Source organism: Candidatus Alcyoniella australis (assembly GCA_030765605.1).
Lineage (GTDB): Bacteria > Lernaellota > Lernaellaia > JAVCCG01 > Alcyoniellaceae > Alcyoniella > Alcyoniella australis.
Window position 1 is genome coordinate 1 of the sequence record JAVCCG010000060.1, and the last position, 18,213, is coordinate 18,213.

The window sequence follows — 18,213 nt, forward strand, 5'->3', positions numbered from 1 at the left end:
AAGAATTAAATACCTACAAGCAACTGCTCGAGCTGTACGACGAACGCGGATTGCAGCAGCGTTATCACGCTACGTTGCGCACCTACATCGGGCGGCTGGTCTCGTTAAAACACTACGACCGCGTGCTTCGCCTCTACCGCGCCGAGCTGGAGCGCCGTCCGCGCGACCCCGACCTCTACAACGAGTTCCTGCGTTTCTTGGAGAACCACAAGCTTTACCGCGAGCAGGGCGACGTCTACCGCCGGGCAGTGGAGAAGTTCAGCGACCCCAACTGGTACCACCGGTTGGCGCGCTGGACGATCCGTCACCGCAGCGACGCGGCGTTCCGCGAGCTGACCGGACACGTGGTCGGCATACTGGGCGATGCGGCGCTGGATGACTACCTCTCCGACTTCGTCTCCAGGCCCGGCGCGCGGCGCTTTTATGAGGCTGAGGGTCGCTTCTTCGAGTCGATGCATTTGCGGGCACTCGAACGTTTCCCGTTCGATCTGCGCTTTGTGCGACGACTGCTGCGGTTTTACGCCGAACGCGGATTCAGCTCGCGCTACAACGACGCCCAGGCGCGGACGAAATATCTTGAGCTTGCCGCGCGCTACGCGATGCTCGACAAGCCGATCCGCGCCGAACTGATGTCCAGACGCGCGGGCCGGGGGCTGAGTTACGATCTGTCCGACCGCGATCAGCTCAACCCGGCCGAGGCGCTGTGGCTGGCCGACGCGCTGGCGTTCGACTCGCACTACGAACAGTCGTACGCGTTCTACAATGCGCTGGACATGCTGTACCCCAACGATATTGAGATCGGCGCGCGCCTGGCCTCGCTGGGGCGCAGCCTCGACTTCTCGTTCTACGTGCAGTCGCCGCAACTAAGCCGCAAAACGGCCGAGGTCTATCTCAAGCTGGCCGAGGTCTATCCCGTGGACAGCGTTTATCCGACAGCGGCCGGAGAGTTACTGATCGAGGTCGGCGAGCCGCGACGTGCGCTGCAAACCTGGGAGACGCTGCTAAATGCGGCCCCGGGCGATGCGCAGCGCTACCTGGAGTTGGCCACGCTCTATTGGGACTACTACTTCTTTTCCAACTCCGCGGGCGTGCTCTTGCAGGCCAGGAAACGGCTCGACGATCCGCAGCTCTACGGCGCGCAGCTCGCCGCGGTCTACGAGTCGATGGGCGACCGCGACCGTGCAGTGGAGGAGTACGTGCGGATGGTGCTCGGAGACTCGGCCCAGAGCTGGCAGGCCCGCGAGCGGCTGGCCTACCTTGAGTCGGCTCACAACCTGGCCCAGCGCATCGACGCCGCGTTCCGCCGGCAGGTCCAAGAGGCGGGGGACGACCATCGTCCGGCGTTGCGCTACGGCGAGTATTTGCGCTTCCGCAGCCGGCGCGATGTGTTGACCGCGTTCTATCGCAGCAGCCTCGAGCGCTATGCCGACCCGCTGTTCGTCGAGGAGCTGACCCTTTATTTCCAGCAGCAGGGACTTGCGGGCGATCTTGAGCGCGCGCTGCAAAGGCTGGTCGAGGTCAAGGGGCGCGACAGCGACAGCCTGGCGCGGCTGGCCGCGTTCTACGAGTATCACGACGATTCGGGACGAGCCAAAAAACTGCTCCGCGAAATCGCGCAACAGCAACCAAAGGGCAGCGCCGAACGCGCCGCGGCCCTGCGCGGGCTGGCCGACTTCTACTGGCGCGTTCAACGTCCGGCCGACGCGGTGACCGCCTATCGCACAATCGTCGACGAGACAGCGGCCGACGACCCCAAGGCCGCCGACGCGGCGCGTCTGGACTTGGCGCGCAATATGCTGCGAGCCACAGATTACGCCCAGGCCGAGCAAGTGCTCTGGGGACTGATCGAGCGCAATCCCGTGGATCGGCGCTACTTCGATGCGCTGTCCAATGTGTACACCGCGCCGGGACGCGAGGACTATGAGGGGCTGGCCAAGCTCTACGCCTTCGGCATCCAGAGCGTCGGCCGTTCGACCATGCCCGCCGCGACCAAGACCATGCGTACCATCGAGCTGCGCCGCGGTCTGATCAGCGCGCTGTCCAAGCTCGGACGTTTCCACGAGGCCGTGGACCAATACATCGAGATCGTCAACCGTCGGCCGCTGGAGCGCTCGGTTGTGGAGGAGGCGTTCGAGTACGCCCGCGACCACGGCTTGGCCGCGCGGATGATCGACTACTACACGAACACCTCCCAGACCAGCCACAAGGACTATCGCTGGAACGTGGTGCTGGCCTCGATTCACTATCAGCAGCGGCAGTTCGCCGATGCCGAGAAGCAACTGCAGGCCGCGATCTCCAACGAGCCGCATCGCCCCTGGCTGCAGATCAGGCTGGCCGAGGTCTATCAACAGACCGAGCAATGGGATCTGGCCGCGCAGCGCTACCGCCGGGCCTCGGAACTCGAGGGCGGCGATCCGCAATATTTGCAGGACATCGCTCGGATGTACTTCCGCGCCGGACGCGTTGACGACGCGGTGCTCGCACTGGAACAGACGATCTCCGGAACCAAAGTGTCGGTGGAGCAGCGCTTTGCCGTTGTACGGCAACTCGATCAGTGGGAGTTGCATCAACAGGCGGTGCGACAGCTTTCAGGCGCGCTGGCTGCGCTGCTGGCCGATCCCTACGATTACGTGCTAAGCCCCTCGGAGGCCTCGCTGGCCCTGGAGGTGCTCTCGTTCGACCGCGGACGATTGGGGGCCTTTAACGAGGCGCGTCGCGTGATCGACCGCCTCGACGCCGAGGCGCGCAAGCCGCGCAATTTCGGCCGCGATCGTCCACGGTCCAGCGCCAAGCAACTGCGCAATGCTCTTTGCGACAGCTTTGCCCAGCGACTGCGAGCCACGGCCCAAGCCCAGGCACGACGCGAGGTCTCCAATGCGCTCGATGCCGAAGTCGAAACTGCGTTCACCGGCTTCGCGCTCAGCGCCGGGGGCGCCAAGCAGCTAAACGAGCGTACCGACTTTGTTCTACGTCTGGCCCGCGCTCTGGGACTGCCAGGCCTGGTCGAGCGGATTCTGGTGCGCCGCTCGCAGCTGATGGCGCCGCTGACCCGCGGCAAGAGCGGGGACTCCTACTACTCACGGGCGCTTGACGACCTGATCGAACTCTACCGCTCTCGGGGCGACAGCGACGGCGTACTGCGCACCATGCGCGCCAAGCGTCGCGCGGGCTGGAGTTCCTACCCCGAGACGGCCCGCAGCGCCTACTGGGCCGGGAACCCGATGCAGGAGCGCAACCTGCTCGGACGCTGGCTGTGCGAGATGCACAACACCGGTGGACGCTTGCAGCCCTCGGCCGCAGAGCGGCGAGCGTTCGAGATCAACGCACTGGACGAACAACAGCTCGACGAGCTGCTCGACTCCAAATGCGCCCACGCCTTTTACCTCAACCTGCTGATCGAGCGCGGCGACCGCTTGCGGGCGGTGGGCTTCCTCAGCGATTTCGTCTCGCGCTATCAAAAACCGGTATGGATCGACCTCAAGCGTGCGGCCATTGCCCTGTATTTCAAGGAGGTCTCGCCCGAGGCCGAGCAGGCGTTCGCCCGCGTTCTGGATTTGCCAGCGACCATCGGCCGTCGCAGCGTTTCAAAGCCCGACCGCAACGTCTCGCTCTACGGCGACGATTGGTTCCCGATCGCGGCGCTTTACGGCCGCTACCTCGAACGCGTGGACCACTCGTCGGGCTTCGTCGAATTTCTGCAGGCCTATGCCGAGTCCAAGCCCTGGAACGCCGGGAGCTACATGGCCGTGGGCGACGCGCTGGTCGAGCTGGAGCGCCCGCTGGAGGCGCTGCCGTATTACGACCTGGGGCTGAGCTTGGCGCAGGGCGATTTTACGCTGATCGATCGCCGCGCAATCGCGCTGTTGCTCGCGGGCCGACGCGAGGAGGCGCTGGCCGGCTGGCGCATGATGATCCCCGCCGACTGCTCGCACTACGCGCTGCTCTCTTACATGGACGCCCTGGGACGCCAGGGTCTTTGGGAGGACGCGTTTAACGTGGTCGAGGAACGGATCGCCGCAAGCTTTGACGCGATCCACTCGTTCGACCGCTTCAACACTCTCCAGCGTGTGGCCCACGACCAGCGCGAAGTGGGGATGGAGGCGCGCATTGAACCATTCGTGCGTGCGTGCATCAAACGGATCACCCCGGAGATCGACCTGCTGCAAAAACTGATCGAGAGTGACCTGATCGGCGATGGATTGCGCAACGAGCTGTGGCGCGTGCTGTTGGCCAAGGTCGACGATCCCGAATCGCGTAGCGTCTGGTTCCGCAGCGAGAAACTCGGAAGCTACTTGGAGTTCTGCGTCGAGTCCAAACGTCTGGCCGACGGCCGGTGGGCCATCGAACGTCTGGACGCGCTGCAGCCCCAGCGGCTCGAGGGCAATCAGCATGCGGAGCAATCTACGCGGATCTACGCTGTCTGCGGCGAGCCCGATCAGGCACGCCAGGCGGTGGATCAACGGATCGACAAGCAGCCATCGCGTGAGACCTACAACTGGGCGCTACGGCTCTGGGACTCGCTGGGCCTGGAGCAGGAACAAGAGCGCACCCGTGCGGCCCAGCTGCGATTCCTCTACGAGGGCAAACTCGCCGGACCCGAAGAGCTACTCGAGTTCGCGCTGATCGAGGGGAGCTTGGGTAAGGTGGATCACGCGATGTCCGTGATCGAGGGTGTGATCTTCAGTAACTCCGAAAACGCTTCGCTGCTGCGACAGGCCGCGCAGATCAGCTTCGAGCTGCGGGCGATGAACCGATGCGGCGAACTGATCGAGCGGCTCGATCGACTCGATCCGGGCGATTTGCAGACCCTGGCGCTCAAGGTGCGCTACCTGCACCGGCGGTCCGGACTCGAGGATGCGCACAAGGTGCTGCTGGCGCTGTTGCAGCGTCCCGATTGCGAGTTGCATGTGCTGGAACTGCTCGACGCCGGATACCTTGCCGACCTGCGCAAGTCCGGAGCGCTGAGCGCCGAGGCGGCTTGGCTCGGAGAGCTGCCCGACTTGCCGCCGTGGGGTGAGATCTATTTGGCGCGGATTCAGCTCGAACGCGGGGAGGCGGCCCAGGCGGCCGCGCGGTTGGAGCAGGCGAGCGTCGAATTCCCCGAGGTGTACTACCCGCTGCTGGCTCGCTCGCAGCTCGCGTCGGGCAATCCCGGCGCGGCGCGCAAGGCGCTGATCAACGCTTTGCGTTACCAACCCGAGCGCAAAGGCCTGCGCGTGGAACTGCTGCTGCTCGAGCTGGCGGAGAAAAGCGATCTGGCGGCCCTGTGGTGGCTGGGGCAGTTGCGCTTCGAATTGCGCGTCTACCCGCAGTCCCAGCCGCTGTTCGCGCCCGACCCCCATCAGCTTGCCAACGAGCTGGCAATGTTCGGTCTAAAACCCGCAAAGCTGGATCACGCTGTGCCGCTGATCGTAGAGCTGCTGGCGCGCACCGGTTGCCCGGCACATGCCGCGGCCCTGGCCCGTGCCTACGCCGCGATTACCGACGATCGGGCCCTGTCCGCCGAGCTGCTGCAACGGGCGCGTGAACTGCTCCCGGAGGTTGAGGCCGCGACTCAAATGGAACGCGGGCGACTGGTGATAACCCCCGGACTGCTCGACCAGGGAGGTGAACGATGATCCGCCGGGCTCTCTGGCTGTTAATTATTGCGGCTATGTTCGCGCCGTGCAGCGCGCAAGCCGCGGGATTCGATCCGCAGATCGTCGACTACGCGCCGGCGGGCGCAGTGATCTACCTCGAGGCCGCTAATCTAAAAGCCCTGGTGGACGGGGTCGAGCGGCTCGATGCCGCACAGCGTTATATCAAGTCCGCAGCGCCCGAGGCCTACGAGCGCTCCAAACTCTCGCTCAAGCTCGGAGACCGCATTGAGCAGCTCTCGCAGTTCCTCGGCGAAGACGTCACGCTGCGTAAGCTGCTCTCGCTTTCCACCGGAGGGATGGGCCTGGCGCTGTACGACATCGGCGAGCTGGAGTTCCTGCTGCTGGCGCGCCAGCGTCCCGGCAGCGGACCGGCGCTGGCTTTCGTGCGGCAGCGCAGCGGCTTTGAGCAACGCACGTTGGCCGGCCGCGAGTACTGGGTCAAGTCCGAGGAGAGCGGCTACAGCTTCGCTTTCACCATGGCCGACGACCTGCTGCTGCTGTCCAATTCGGTGCCGCGGATCGAGGCCGCGCTGCAGTGCCTGGCCGACCCGGGCGGGCCGGACTCGCTGCGCGTAAACGCACGGCTGAACGACATGCTGGCCGAGCGCAAGCTGCATCAGTCGATCGACGGTCCGCTGTTCCTATTTCTGGATCAGGAGGCGATCGCCGGCACCAGCTACTTCAAGGTCTACTGGGCCTTTGGCAACCAGGCCGAACTAGCGTCGATCAAGGCCGCGGGCATCTGGCTGGACCTGCGTGACGACGGCTCCCTGCGCGAGCATCGGCTGCTGCTGCGCGACCCGGCGGCGCTGTATGAGCTGGAGCAAACCCTGGACCTGGGGCGCCTGGAGCGCGAAGCGATGGCCTACTTCCAGGCCCACTCGCCGGACCGGCCGTTCGAGCTCGAGACCCTGGACCGGATGCTCGGACTTGATTTCTCGTCGCAGAGCAAACCGCCGATCGACCCGGCGTGGGTCAGCGCCGCGGCTCAGGTGGTACGCCCCGTGGTCTCGCAGCGCACCGGCGTGCTGTACAGCGCGCGGATGGTCGTACTGTTGCCGGCAAAGGGATCTGCCAACGAGCTTGACGAGCACAGCCTGGGACGCGCCATTGTCCAACGCCTGCGCGAGCGGCTGATCATCGAGCCGCGTAAGTTGGAGTTCGAACGACGCGGCGATGGAATCAGCGCGCTGGAACTGCTTCCCGGCCGTGCGCTGTATCTGACGCAGACCAAGGGCGGGGCGTTGCTGCTGGCCAACGACGAGGAGCTGATCAAACAGGGACTGGACCAAGTCAAGGTACGCGACGTCACCGGCCCGCTGGTCATCGAATCGGGCGCGCTGCCTGCCAAGGCGTTGCACGATGTTGTGGTCTCCGGGCTCGAGGGATTGGCCGGCGGTACGCTGTGGTCCAACTGGCAGGCGCGCGAGTTCTTCAACAAGGTGGGACAGGGTTATTTGGAGAGCCTCTCCTCGTTCGAGTTGATCAGCTACCAGGTGCAGTACTACGGGCGCTTCGACTACGAGACGGTTTCTTTCCAGCCCTGAGGTCCGCGATTACAACAGCAGCGGTCTTGCGACGGATTGTTTTTCCCTTGGTCGTGTTGTGTGCGGCGTTTTCTTTTTCGCAGCTCGCCGACGCCGACCCGGGCGGCGTTCCTCTGGACGTACCCAATGGCGTGCTGCTGGCAATCGACTGCCGTAGCGGCGAGGTGCTGCTGCTTAGCGGCGATCGATCCTTGCTCGCAAAACCGCAATCAGTCGGCAGCCTGATAAAGCCGCTGCTGATGTTGGCGGCATACGAACAAGGTGACTTTGATTTTCGGGGCACTATCTTTTGTCCGCTACGCAGCGTGGAGACGCCCGCCAATCGTCGTTGCTGGTTGGCGGCCGGGCACGGCCAAATGCAGCTCGAGGCTGCGCTGGCGCAGTCCTGCAACGTCTACTTCATGGCAGTGGCGCGGCAGACGGACTACAACGCATATCGTCGAGTACTGGCGCGCTTGGGAATTGAAGCACCGTCCAGTCCGACTGATCCGGCGACGTTGATGATCGGCCTGGACCCGGCGTTGCGCGCGCGTCCGTTCGACCTGCTTGCCGCATACGTGGCGCTGTTCAACGGCGGTCTGTTGTTTTCGATGGACCCGGCGCATCCGTTGCAAGGGGCGCGCGTGGTGCGCAAGGTCGAGCTGGGATCGATCGACCTCGATCGCCTGACCACGGGCTTGATTGCTTCGGCAACACAGGGGACCGCCCATAGGGCAGGGCAGCTCAACCCCGGGTTGCCGCTGTTGGCCAAGACCGGCACGTCGCCTGCGGACGGCTCAGGGCAGGGCAACGGCTGGTGCGTGTTGCTGACGCCGACGCACGATCCGCGGGTGGCGATGATCGCGCTGGTGCAAGGCGGCACCGGCCCGGACAACGCCGCGCCGTTGGCCGGAGCTGCGATGCGCTATCTAGTCGAGTCCGGCGTGCTTGATCTCAGCGGCGCGACCCTCACCCCCGGACAGTAGGTCCGCAAAACCTCGAACGGATCCTGGCCCGCCTCGATCCGCGCGCGGGCTCCGACTTGGCACACGCCCAGGCGGTGGCCGAATCCGCGTCCGCTGATCAGCAGCGAACCATCGGGCCTAGGCTCGCTATCGAAGTCGTTACTGAGCAGCACGTTCCAGCCATATAGCCTGCCGTAGCAGATGCGGAAGCGCTCCTTGGTCGTGCAGGTCGGGCCACGATTGGACTCAAAGCAAATTTGATTGTCGCGGGTCCGGCCCAATCCGCGCGCGTCGGGCAGGGCGCAGTCGCGGGCCGCCTGCCAATGCGTCGGCGGCAGGTTTGCACTCCAACGAAACCGCGGGTGGCTGCGGCACCAGGCGCGGCCCTGTGAGTCGAGATCTTTGATGCCGGAGAGCCAGGTGGACGGCGTTTCGTCCGAGGACCAGACCTGTGATACGTCCGCTGTACTGCCGCCGCAGCAGGCGCTGAACGGTACGGCCAGCGCATGGTCGTTTAAAATCGGCACCAGGTCGTGGGTGTGACGCACTGCGTCGTAGGCAGCGGCGTCGCCGCGTCCGGCATAGACCTGGCAGGTGGTTAGGTCGATCAGGTCGTAACCCGGGAAAGTCTTGTCGTTCGCAACGGCCTGGCCGCGGGCCAGTACGGCCAGCAGTCGATCGTAGCCCGCCAGCGGCGGTCCGCCGCGTTCGGCAGTGACGACTCCGGCCAGGTAGTCCTCGGCCGCTACCAGATTGATCAGCCGCAGCACGCCCGCAGACGCCTCGGCCCGGATCGTGCCGGGATAATCGCGCGTCGCGCCGCCGGGCAGCAGCAGAGAAAGACCGATGGTGTCGTGCGCCGGTCGCAGGGCGATCCACGGGGCATCGAGCAGCGGTTCGTTGCTACGCAACAGCAGTACGCGATTTCCCGAAGCGCTCAGGCTCAGGTTTCCGCTAAGCGCGGTCTCGCCATCGGCCGTGGCTGCGAGCAGTTCCTGGTTCCTAAGCTCGATAGCGCTCAGGTTGTAGATCGAGAGGATCGAGACGCGCAGAATGCGCTCGTCGAACGCCGCGGCGTGCAGCGTCACGGCGCAGAGCGTAAAGGCGATCAACAGGAGGATCATACGGCGCACGACGCATGCTATCATCCCCGCCCGAGGAGTTGCCATGGATGATCAGCACGATCACGAACAACCGACCGACGATCTGGAGGAAGTGCCGATCGAGGTTTTTCAAATCGGCAACTTCACCGTGCACTCCCCGTTCGATTTGGATCTCACCCAGCGACTGCTGGCCCACTGCCTGGAGCGCGGAAAGATCAGGATGCGCGTGCCGCGCCGACCGCGTCCGGGATTTTGGAGCAATGCTTTGCAGTGGGAGAAGCGTTTTCGCTTTGAGGGCCGCCGCTACGTGGTCTGGGGCGCGGCCGCCTCGGGCGAGATCGGTTTCTACCCGGCCGAGGAGATCGAGAAGGACGCCCAGGGCTGAGCCGCGGGCAACTTTTGCGGGCTGCGCGCTGTCCCATGCTGTGAGGGATCGTATTGTGCTCGATCGGGTCCGAAGCTAGAGTGGCCGATGGGAGAAAAAAGGTTTTGATCCACAGCAAGAAACTTAGACAGGGCCTGGCGGCCCTTTTATTTATTGCGATGTTGGTCCCGACGCCGGTGTGGCCGATGAGCGTGGGCGAGGAAGTCGAGATCGGCCGAGAGTTGGCGCAGAAGTTCATCGTCACCCTGCCGATGGTCGAGGACCCGGAAATCAACCGCTATGTGCGGCGCATCGGCCTGCACGTGGTCGACTCCAATCAGCCGCAGCTGTTCCAATATCACTTCTACGTGGTGCGCAATAATTCGATCAACGCCTTTGCCCTGCCCGGAGGATTTATCTTCGTCAACACCGGGCTGATCATGGTCTGCGACAGCGAGGCCGAGCTGGCCGGCGTGCTCTCGCACGAGATCGGCCACGTGACCAACCGCCACATCAGCCGACGCATCGAGAAGATGAGCAAGATGAATCTGCTGGCCCTGGCCGCGCTGATCGCCGGTGCGTTTTTGGCCAAGGACGCCGAGACCTTCGCGGCCGTGGCCTCGGCCGGACTGGCCGTGAGCTCCACCGCCAGCCTGGCCTACAGCCGCACCGACGAGGAGGAGGCCGACCGCACGGCAGTGCGCTATATGCGCGCCGCAGGCTACCGCCCGGACGCGATGTACACCTTCATGCAAAAGCTGCTCGGCGACAGCCCTGACCCCACGCTCTACCCGCCGTACATGTCGACCCATCCGTTTCCCACCCAGCGCGTGGGCTATTTAGCCGGGCTCAGCGATCCGCTGGGCATGGACGTGGGCCGCCTGGAACGCACGCCGGGGCGTTTCCGCAAGATCCAGATCATGCTCATCGCCCAAGAGAAAGACCTCGAGGACGCGATCAACACTTTCCGCGACATGCAGTTTGCCGATCCCGACGACCCGGACGCGCTGTACGGCATGGCCCTGGCCTATGCCCGCCAGCGTCGCGACGAGCAGGCCCTGCAATATTTCTCGCAGGCGATTTCGCTACGGCCGCAGGACTCGGTCTACCGTCGTGACCTCGGTATTTTCGAGCTCAAACGCGGGCGGGTCGAACCGGCACTTGCCAGCCTAGAGCAGTCGTATCAGCTCAACTCCGACGACCTGACCACGCTGATGTACCTCGGATTGGCCTTTCAGGAGGACGAGCGATTCGAGCAGGCGGCCGTCTATTTCGAGCGCGGGATGAACCTCGACGACGAGGAATTGAACTTCGTCTACCACCTGGGACGCAGCCGCGGCGCGGCCGGCGATGTGTGCGCCGGGCACTACTACCTCGCACTATATTACGAACGCCTGGGCAACAAGCGGCTGGCCGAGCAGAACTTCAAACGCGCCCAGGAAGAGTGCTCGGAGAGTCCGCAATTCCTCAAGCTGGTCCAGGATCACCTGGAGACTGCCAATAGACCGTAACATTGCTGCTGCTGACGCCGGCAGCTGTTGCCTGCGATCAGGCGGACGATGACGACGACGATCTGCCTGACGACGGCGGATTACAGATCCTCTATGCCCAGTACCGCGAGCAAAACAGCTACGACGATGGGAACCTGTACCACATCGCCAAGCCCGCGGGCGGGGATTGGGGCGAGCCCGAATGGATCGGCCACGGCTCGGGCCCGAGCGCTTTGCTCGATCACGAGCAGCAGCTCCAGGCCGTGTATTTCATCAACCCCGAGCACGGCTGCAAAAAGGGGCCTGTCAAATATCCCGACCTGGACCCCATCGGACTGCCCGGCGAACTGATTCACCTCAGCGGTTCGCCCGGCGACTGGCACGGCGCTGTCATCGAACGCCTGGAGGACAACGAGTCGCCTTCCAAATATGGGATATACGAGCCGCAGTATTACAGCAACATCAGCCTGGGCATCGACCAGGCGGGCGCGCAGCACGACCATCATTGTTCAAAGCTCAGCCCCGCGTCGCGGCATGGGTCGACGTAGAACGACCAGGGAAAGATGCGAGCCTTGCCCCCGGCTCAAAGCCGGGAGCTCGGTTGTTAAAGGTACCTAGAAGCGGAATACGTCGCCGTCGCGGGCCGCGATCACGTGCGCAAACACCTCGCGCCCCTGGGCCTGGGCGCGTACGGGCGCGTCGGGATAGCGGTTGCTGAAATGGGTCAGCACGGCGCGCGTCACGCCCGCGTCGCGGGCGATTAGCGCGGCCTGGCGCGCGGTGAGGTGGCCGTGGTCTGCGGCCTGGGTCTCGTGCTCGTCCAGGTAGGTCGATTCGATCAACAGCAGGTCCGCGTCAGCAGCCAGCTCCAGCGCCGGGTCGCAGGCCCGGGTGTCGGCCACGTAGGCAAAGCGCGGTCCGCGGCGCAGACTGCCGACCTGCTCGGGCTCGATCAGTTGCCCGCGATGGGTCACGGACTCGCCTGCGACCAGCCGCGAGAGCAGCGGGTTGTCCTTAAGATCGAGCTCGTCGATCGACTGCGGGTCGAGCTGCCAGCGGTCGCGTTCGATAACTTGCAGGCCGATGCAGGGCACGTCGTGATCCAGCGGCGCGGCGCAAAGCGTCAGCGGGCCCGCCTCGTAGAACGGTCCGGACTCGACCTCGTGGATCGAGTACTCGTATCCCGGATGCCAGATGATTCCGGCCATCAAGCGTTCGAGGTACTCGGCGCCGCCCGGCGGGCAGAAGATCGGCAGCGGCTCAATGCGCTCGTGCCAGGTCAGGGTCTGCAACACGCCGGGCAGGCCCAAGCAATGATCGCCGTGCAAATGCGAGATGAATACCACGTCGGTGCGCGAGGGCGGGATCTCGCTGCGGGCGAAGCGCATCTGGGTGGTCTCGCCCGGATCGATCAGCAGCCCCAGTCCGTGCCACTGCAAAAACGCGCCGGGATGCCCACGCCGTAGCGTGGGGATCTGGCTGCCCGTGCCAAACACGGAGAGCGTGCCGCCCGCCTGTTCGCCTCTGCGCTCCGGGTTCATACCCAAAGTTTCGACTTAGCGGTTCGCGCTGTCAAATCCGGGCCAGGATTATAGTGCGAGGCGCAGGCCGACCATCACCCGCACGGGGACCAGGTCATTGTCGGTGTCCTCGTCGATATTCAGCTCGCTGCCCAGAAGATTGTAGCCCTCGGCGAACAGCGCGATGTGTTCGCCGAACTCACGGCTGAGCCGTGCCGAGAGGTCGTAGCTGTCGTTGATCCAGGCCAGCCGGCCGTCGGGCAGGCGACGTTGCCACTCGCCGCTGTACCCGGTGCGGGCCTGTAGGTGTACGGCGATCGACTTGATCTCCAGGCCGAGCTCGAGGTGCGCGACGTGAGGCGGGGCCGCACCGATGGGCAGCAGGTCGCCTTGTTCGTCTTCGAGCTCGAGCAGCAGTGCGTGGGTGAAGGTGTAGTCCGCGCCCACGGTCAGCCAGCTCAGCGGCTGGACCTGAAGCGTACCGAAGGCACCCATGCTGCGGGCTTGGCCCACGTTGCGATCCTCGACCGTGGGCGTGCCGTCGGGCCAGGTGTCGGCGGGCAGGCTGATTATCGCGTCGTCGATCTGGTAGAGGAAGTACGCGGTGTTGATGTTCCACAGCGCGTCGCTGGGCCCCAGGTCGAGCTCGAACGTGCCGCCCCAGCTCGTCTCGGGTTCGAGCTGCGGATTGCCGCGGACCACCAGCCGCCGCTCGCGCAAATAGTCGTGCGCCGCGCGGTCCAACGCGGGCTCGGTCCAGGCGCGCCCGCCGTCCAATCGCAACCGCACCAGCGGATGCAGCCGCAGCAGCAGACCCAGATTGCCCACGGCCATCGGGTCGTAGCGGTCCGAAAGCTCGAACCGCGCGCCGGGCTCGAGGGTCAGCAGCGAATCGGCCAGCTCGTTGTGCGACTCGACGAACAGCGCTCCGTTAATGCGGTCGGTGCCAAAAGGCTGCCCGCCGAGCAGATCCTCGGCCTTTTCGTGGTAGCGGCCGCTGAACATTGCGAAGCCCAGCTCCAGGCCGCCGTCGATTCGCTGTCCGCGGCTGATGTCGACCCCCCAACCCAGTTGGTCGCGGTGCGACTCGTTATTGGTCACGCCGTCGACGGTCAGCGGCCAACGCCGTACCCCGGGCAGCGGTTCGCCGCGATAGCCCAGGCGCGGAATCACTTGGTCGATGACCCGCCCGGTTTTCGTGCCCGAGATGCTCAGCGTCAAATCGACGATTCCCGGCTCGACGAGCAGGCCGGTGTGATAATCGAACTGGTAGCCGCGGTCGTTGAAGTTGCCCCCGAGCTTGTCCTTGCCGGTGTTGCGGTCGTAATGGTAGTGCCCCAGACCGGTGACCAGCAGCGGTCCGGTGTCGGCGTTGATCTTGAGCAAAATGTCGTTGGAAGAGTGGTAGGAGCCTTCCTCCCAACGCACCGTCTCCGGGCTGGGCAGGCTTTGCGGCGGGATCTCGGGCGAGACCATCGGACCGGGCGCGTACTCATCGGACCAGCCCTCGCCCACCACGCGCTCGATGGCCAGCACGTAGCCAAACCAGTTGGGTTTGTAGCTGTTGTGGCCGGTGACGAACAGCTCGTTGTACGAGCCGTAGGAGATGTCCAGCGAGGCGGTCGGCGGCAGTTGGGGCATGCGCGTCATGATGCGCAACACGCCGGCCTCGGCCCCCGCGCCGTAGACCGTGGAGCGCGGGCCGCGCAGCAGCTCGATACGGTCGATGGCGTTGAGCGGAAGCTGCTGCAAGTCCACGCCATAGGTCCCGGAGGGCAGACGGATGCCGTCGAGAAACACCGCGGTGCGCGAGGCCGGCAGTCCGGCAAGGCGCAGGGTTGCGCCGGGAATGCCGCGTCCGCCGGGATGGGCATTGAACAGCGAGCCGCCGGCCAGCCGATCGGCTGCCCCGGCCATGTTTTGCATGCCCAGCGCGATCAGCCCGCCGGCGAGCAGCACCTGCGTGGAGATCGCCGTGGTTCGGCGGTCGGTGGGGCAGTGCTTGAGGTCGGGAATCCGCGGCGGATAATAGGGGTCATCCCCTTGAGCCCCGCTAACAAGGGCCGGCAGCAGGAGAATCGCAAACAACAGGGCGGCGGCTGTGTATCTCATTGGCAGGATTTCGGCCCAGTCTAGTACCGACGAGAGGCATGTCAAGGACCGCGCGTCGATGAGGGCCGCACTATGGACACGCCAGGGCAAATTGCATATAATCCCGGCTCCGTTTCGGGGAGGAGAGGAACCGATAATATGCTGACTGCAATCATCACCGTGATGCACGTCCTAATCTGCATCACGATTATCGTCGTGATCTTACTGCAATCGGGCAAGGGCTCCGACCTGGGAGCCGTGTTCGGCGGCGGATCGAGCCAGACGCTGTTCGGCAGCTCGGGCTCGGCAACGTTTTTGTCCAAGCTGACCACGGCCGGGGCAATCGCCTTTATGTTAACCAGCCTGCTCCTGGCCTACCTATCGATGGGCCGGGCCGGTGACAGCAGCGTGCTCGACGACGTCGAGTCTGGGTCGGCCGTGCTCGAGCAGACCCAGCCCGCCACGGACGATGCGCTCGCCGACGTTGATCAGCCGGCAGAGACTGCACAGCCCGAAGCCGCGGACGAGTCCGGCGACGTCCAGGTGCAGGAACTGATCGTTGACGAGGTCGTGGTGGAGCAGGGCGACCAGCCCGCCGAATCGCCGACCGAGGCCGTTGAGGGCTCCTCTGAGCAGCCCCAGGACTCGGTCGCAGAACCTGCGGAACCGGCGGGGGAATAACCGAAATAAATCGACAGTGTGCCATCCTAATGGAAGCTTCATTTTTCATAAATAGTAGGGGCCGCAGTCGCTGATGTTTTACGTGCCGAAGTGGTGGAATCTGGTAGACACGCCATCTTGAGGGGGTGGTAGGCTATGCCTGTGGGGGTTCGAATCCCCCCTTCGGCACCATCGAACAAACGAGCGGCTCGGTCGATTCGACCGGGCCGTTTTATTTTATCTCGAATCCTCACGAAGAATCCGGACAAGGGGGAGCCGATGAACCGTTTTTGCATCTTGCTGCTGATCGCCGCACTGTTGCTCCCGCTGACCGCGATTGCCGCGCAGCCGCCGTTGCCCGAGCTGAGCAACGAGGAGCTGGCAACACTGCGTAGCGGCGAGCCGCTGCTGCGAGACGAGGTCTACGCCGATCCCAACGGCAACAGCTGCGGCAGCGGCTACGCGCTGATCAAGGTCGATGCGTCTCCGGACGAGGTCTGGAAGCAGATCCTGGACTACAACCACTACGCCGACTTCTTCCCCAACGTCGACGAGGCCGTGCTCTACCGCCAGGAGGGCGAGCTGTACTTCACGCGCTTCACGCTCAGCGTGATCGCCGTGGTCAAGGTGACCTACCATTGCAAGCACACGCTGCATCGCGAAGACGGCTGGCTGGAGTGGCGCCTGGACGATACCAAGCCTAACGACTTTAAAAAAACCGACGGCCGATGGGTGGTCTGGCCGTTCGAGAACGGCTCGCTGCTGAGCTATGCGGTGTTCGTCGATTCGGGCCGCGACGTGCCGAAATTTATTCAGAACATGGCCAGCAAATGGGGCCTGAAGCAGGTGGTGCTCTCGGTCAAGCGACGGGTGGAGTCCGGCGGTCGATACACGCGATAGCGTGGTCTGCATGCCGCTTGACGCCCTCATGACTGGTCCTATACTGGTAGCGACGCCGGACGATCCGGCGACTTTGGAGAACGTCGTGGGAGTCAAACTGACCTGCCATTACTGCCGACGCGAGCGCGACGACGTGCGCACGATCCTGCTGGGCACGCACGCCGAGATGGTCTGCTCGGACTGCCTGCGCAGTGTGATCGAGCCCGGAATGCACGCTCAGCGAGCGAACAACGAGAGCCGCAGACCCCTTCGTCGGCCGTCGGCGCACACGCTTGAGGAAGTCGAAGACCTGTTGTCCGAGGGGCGGACGGTCCCCTGGGTCGACCTGCGCGACTTTGAGATCGACGTTGAGAACATTCTGCTCGTGCCCGAAACGATCTGCCGCGAGTACCTGTTGATACCGTTGGGCCGGATCGAGGACACCTTGATCGTGGCCATGGCCGACGACAGCGACATCGCCCCGATCTGCGCCCATCTGCGTTACCTCACCGGATACGATGTCGAGCCGACCCTCGGAGACGAGGAAAGCATTTTACAGCTCATCGAAAGGGTGTTCAGCTGATGCGCTATTGCCCCAAATGTGGAGCCGAGTACGTTGACGAAGCCTTGATCTGCAACGACTGCGAGGTGGCGCTGGTCGATACAAAGCCGCAGCCCGCGGCCGACGAGCACGACGAACTGGTCGACGTTTACACGCCCTCGAATCGCATCGAGCTCGAGCTGGCCCGCGCCGCGCTGGAGGAGCAGGGCATCGACTGCGTGGTGGCCGACCACGAGACGCTCAACGCTCTGCTCAGCGAGGGGATCGCCACGGTCAACGTGCGGCTGCAAGTACCCTCGGCGCAGCTCGAGCAGGCGCAAGGCATCATCAAGCAGATCGTGGAAGCCGGACCCGTGCAGGACTTGGGCGACGATAACGGCGAGCGCGACGACGACGTGCCGGAGATCGTGCGTTACTGCCACCACTGCGCAGTCGATTACCGCATCGACATCGAGCGCTGCCAGATCTGCGGCGAGAAGCTGCACGACCATCCGCCCACGGACAAAGAGCTCGAGGGCGTGGTCGCCTGGGAGCCGCTGAGCAAGATCGAGCTCGACATTGTCGGGCCCGGGCTGGAGCAGACCGGGATCGCTTACTCGGCCGTGGACCTTACGCCGGCCGGCGATTACGTGGGCGAGTCAGTGACCGCGCCGCAGATCCAGGTGCGCGTGCCCGAGTCGGATCTGCCCCGCGCGCGTCAGATCATCGCCGAAGCAGTGACCGACGCCGAGCTGCCTGACGACTTCGACCCCGGCCCGCCCGCCGAGTAATCACCAGCGCTGTCACAAATCATAATCGCCCAAGCGGGCTGTTCACCCAACTCCACCGGGGCTCCTCGACGACCCCGCGGTCTATGCGGTTGTCAGAGGCCTGCCTTGCCGACCTGTCCGCCGTAGCTTTAGCGAAGGTGGAAGTCTATGGCGTAGGCAGGTCGGTCGGCTTGAAGTTCCGCTCGACCTTCACGTTGCACAGCTTGCTGTTCTGGAAACTGAGCGTCACCGAGCCGAAAAATCGGTCAGCAACGAGCTTTTCCAAATAGGCGATCAGCTTGTTCATGAGAGCAGAATATGGGGCTGATTCTGAAACGGCAATATCATGGGGTGTGCGAAATTGTTGGAAAAAAGCGCGACAGTAACACCCGACTAAAGACGCGCTCAGGCCCTCAAGACGATCACAATCTCCCAGCAGGCATCCCGAAGGCGCGTGCCGATCGTGTACTTGTGGTAGCGGGAAAAGTTCTTCGCCACGTCCTCCACGTACACCGTCAATTCAAGCGCCTTCTTGTAGATCGGCAGGTGATCGTATTTCGCCATTCAAGAAAATGCCGCGACCAAGGCTTCGCCTTGGACCCACCAGAGGGGATGCCCCTCTGGACTCCCCCAAATGACCAAAGAACCAAATTACCAAATTTCAC

Annotated in this window: 15 protein-coding genes and 1 tRNA gene; 11 read left to right on the forward strand and 5 right to left on the reverse strand. The window is 64.1% G+C overall.

The genetic code is table 11. The features are described 5' to 3' along the window. The 3 genes from P9M14_06595 to P9M14_06605 form a co-directional block, all read left to right on the forward strand. Nucleotides 1-5,618 (forward strand): tetratricopeptide repeat protein (locus P9M14_06595; GenBank protein ID MDP8255399.1); only part of this gene is annotated, 5,618 nt, incomplete at its 5' end. Then, on the forward strand, nt 5,615-7,186 hold the full coding sequence (locus P9M14_06600) for a hypothetical protein (GenBank protein MDP8255400.1): 1,572 nt from the start codon (nt 5,615-5,617) through the stop codon (nt 7,184-7,186). The genes P9M14_06595 and P9M14_06600, both read left to right, overlap by 4 nt. 53 nt (nt 7,187-7,239) lie before the next feature. Next, nucleotides 7,240-8,151, forward strand: a complete 912-nt coding sequence (locus tag P9M14_06605; protein ID MDP8255401.1) for a penicillin-binding transpeptidase domain-containing protein — start codon at nt 7,240-7,242, stop codon at nt 8,149-8,151. On the opposite strand, the gene P9M14_06610 is transcribed toward P9M14_06605, so the two are convergent. Further along, nucleotides 8,091-9,254: a SpoIID/LytB domain-containing protein gene (locus P9M14_06610; GenBank protein ID MDP8255402.1), complete on the reverse strand. Its 1,164-nt coding sequence runs from the start codon at nt 9,252-9,254 to the stop codon at nt 8,091-8,093. The two genes, P9M14_06605 and P9M14_06610, sit on opposite strands and share 61 nt — an antisense overlap. Before the next feature lie 43 nt (nt 9,255-9,297). Between P9M14_06610 and P9M14_06615 the strand changes: the two genes are divergently transcribed. The 3 genes from P9M14_06615 (at nt 9,298) to P9M14_06625 (ending at nt 11,635) form a co-directional block, all read left to right on the forward strand. After that, the gene (locus P9M14_06615) at nt 9,298-9,618 is read left to right on the forward strand and encodes a hypothetical protein (protein MDP8255403.1); all 321 of its coding nucleotides are present in this window, start codon (nt 9,298-9,300) and stop codon (nt 9,616-9,618) included. A gap of 104 nt (nt 9,619-9,722) precedes the next feature. Beyond that, entirely contained in the window at nt 9,723-11,108 is a 1,386-nt protein-coding gene (locus tag P9M14_06620; protein MDP8255404.1) for a M48 family metalloprotease, read from the forward strand. Nucleotides 11,109-11,110: 2 nt separating this feature from the next. Further along, nucleotides 11,111-11,635 (forward strand): hypothetical protein, encoded by a 525-nt coding sequence (locus P9M14_06625; protein ID MDP8255405.1) that lies wholly within the window; start codon nt 11,111-11,113, stop codon nt 11,633-11,635. A 66-nt stretch (nt 11,636-11,701) separates the two neighbouring features. Here P9M14_06625 and P9M14_06630 read toward each other — a convergent pair whose 3' ends face one another. After that, complete coding sequence (locus P9M14_06630; protein MDP8255406.1) at nt 11,702-12,628, reverse strand: MBL fold metallo-hydrolase; 927 nt, start codon at nt 12,626-12,628, stop codon at nt 11,702-11,704. Between the two features lie 48 nt (nt 12,629-12,676). After that, nucleotides 12,677-14,719 (reverse strand): TonB-dependent receptor, encoded by a 2,043-nt coding sequence (locus P9M14_06635; GenBank protein ID MDP8255407.1) that lies wholly within the window; start codon nt 14,717-14,719, stop codon nt 12,677-12,679. 138 nt (nt 14,720-14,857) lie between these two features. Between P9M14_06635 and secG the strand changes: the two genes are divergently transcribed. The 5 genes from secG to P9M14_06660 all read left to right on the forward strand — a co-directional run bounded on the left by secG (nt 14,858) and on the right by P9M14_06660 (nt 17,569). Beyond that, entirely contained in the window at nt 14,858-15,379 is a 522-nt protein-coding gene (gene secG, locus P9M14_06640) for a preprotein translocase subunit SecG (GenBank protein MDP8255408.1), read from the forward strand. 84 nt (nt 15,380-15,463) lie between these two features. Continuing rightward, nucleotides 15,464-15,550 (forward strand) — tRNA-Leu (locus tag P9M14_06645). An 87-nt stretch (nt 15,551-15,637) separates the two neighbouring features. After that, nucleotides 15,638-16,258 carry an SRPBCC family protein gene (locus P9M14_06650; GenBank protein MDP8255409.1) on the forward strand — a complete coding sequence of 207 codons (621 nt, stop codon included), beginning with the start codon at nt 15,638-15,640 and terminating at the stop codon, nt 16,256-16,258. Between the two features lie 85 nt (nt 16,259-16,343). Beyond that, nucleotides 16,344-16,820 carry a hypothetical protein gene (locus tag P9M14_06655; protein ID MDP8255410.1) on the forward strand — a complete coding sequence of 159 codons (477 nt, stop codon included), beginning with the start codon at nt 16,344-16,346 and terminating at the stop codon, nt 16,818-16,820. Further along, nucleotides 16,820-17,569, forward strand: coding sequence for a DUF2007 domain-containing protein (locus P9M14_06660; protein ID MDP8255411.1), 750 nt, complete (start codon nt 16,820-16,822; stop codon nt 17,567-17,569). Before P9M14_06655 ends, P9M14_06660 begins: the two co-directional genes overlap by 1 nt. 145 nt (nt 17,570-17,714) lie before the next feature. Here the strand turns inward: P9M14_06660 and P9M14_06665 are convergent, their stop codons facing one another. Further along, nucleotides 17,715-17,855, reverse strand: coding sequence for a hypothetical protein (locus P9M14_06665; protein MDP8255412.1), 141 nt, complete (start codon nt 17,853-17,855; stop codon nt 17,715-17,717). 98 nt (nt 17,856-17,953) lie between these two features. Continuing rightward, nucleotides 17,954-18,112: a hypothetical protein gene (locus P9M14_06670; protein ID MDP8255413.1), complete on the reverse strand. Its 159-nt coding sequence runs from the start codon at nt 18,110-18,112 to the stop codon at nt 17,954-17,956. Between the last annotated feature and the right edge of the window lie 101 nt (nt 18,113-18,213).

Excerpts from the sequence above, each read along its gene's own strand:
- P9M14_06615 (MDP8255403.1), top strand. The coding sequence starts at position 9,298 with ATGGATGATCAGCACGATCACGAACAACCGACCGACGATCTGGAGGAA.
- P9M14_06600 (MDP8255400.1), top strand. The coding sequence starts at position 5,615 with ATGATCCGCCGGGCTCTCTGGCTGTTAATTATTGCGGCTATGTTCGCG.
- P9M14_06630 (MDP8255406.1), bottom strand. The coding sequence starts at position 12,628 with ATGAACCCGGAGCGCAGAGGCGAACAGGCGGGCGGCACGCTCTCCGTG.
- P9M14_06650 (MDP8255409.1), top strand. The coding sequence starts at position 15,638 with ATGAACCGTTTTTGCATCTTGCTGCTGATCGCCGCACTGTTGCTCCCG.
- P9M14_06665 (MDP8255412.1), bottom strand. The coding sequence starts at position 17,855 with ATGAACAAGCTGATCGCCTATTTGGAAAAGCTCGTTGCTGACCGATTT.
- secG (MDP8255408.1), top strand. The coding sequence starts at position 14,858 with ATGCTGACTGCAATCATCACCGTGATGCACGTCCTAATCTGCATCACG.
- P9M14_06610 (MDP8255402.1), bottom strand. The coding sequence starts at position 9,254 with ATGATCCTCCTGTTGATCGCCTTTACGCTCTGCGCCGTGACGCTGCAC.
- P9M14_06660 (MDP8255411.1), top strand. The coding sequence starts at position 16,820 with ATGCGCTATTGCCCCAAATGTGGAGCCGAGTACGTTGACGAAGCCTTG.
- P9M14_06670 (MDP8255413.1), bottom strand. The coding sequence starts at position 18,112 with ATGGCGAAATACGATCACCTGCCGATCTACAAGAAGGCGCTTGAATTG.
- P9M14_06635 (MDP8255407.1), bottom strand. The coding sequence starts at position 14,719 with ATGAGATACACAGCCGCCGCCCTGTTGTTTGCGATTCTCCTGCTGCCG.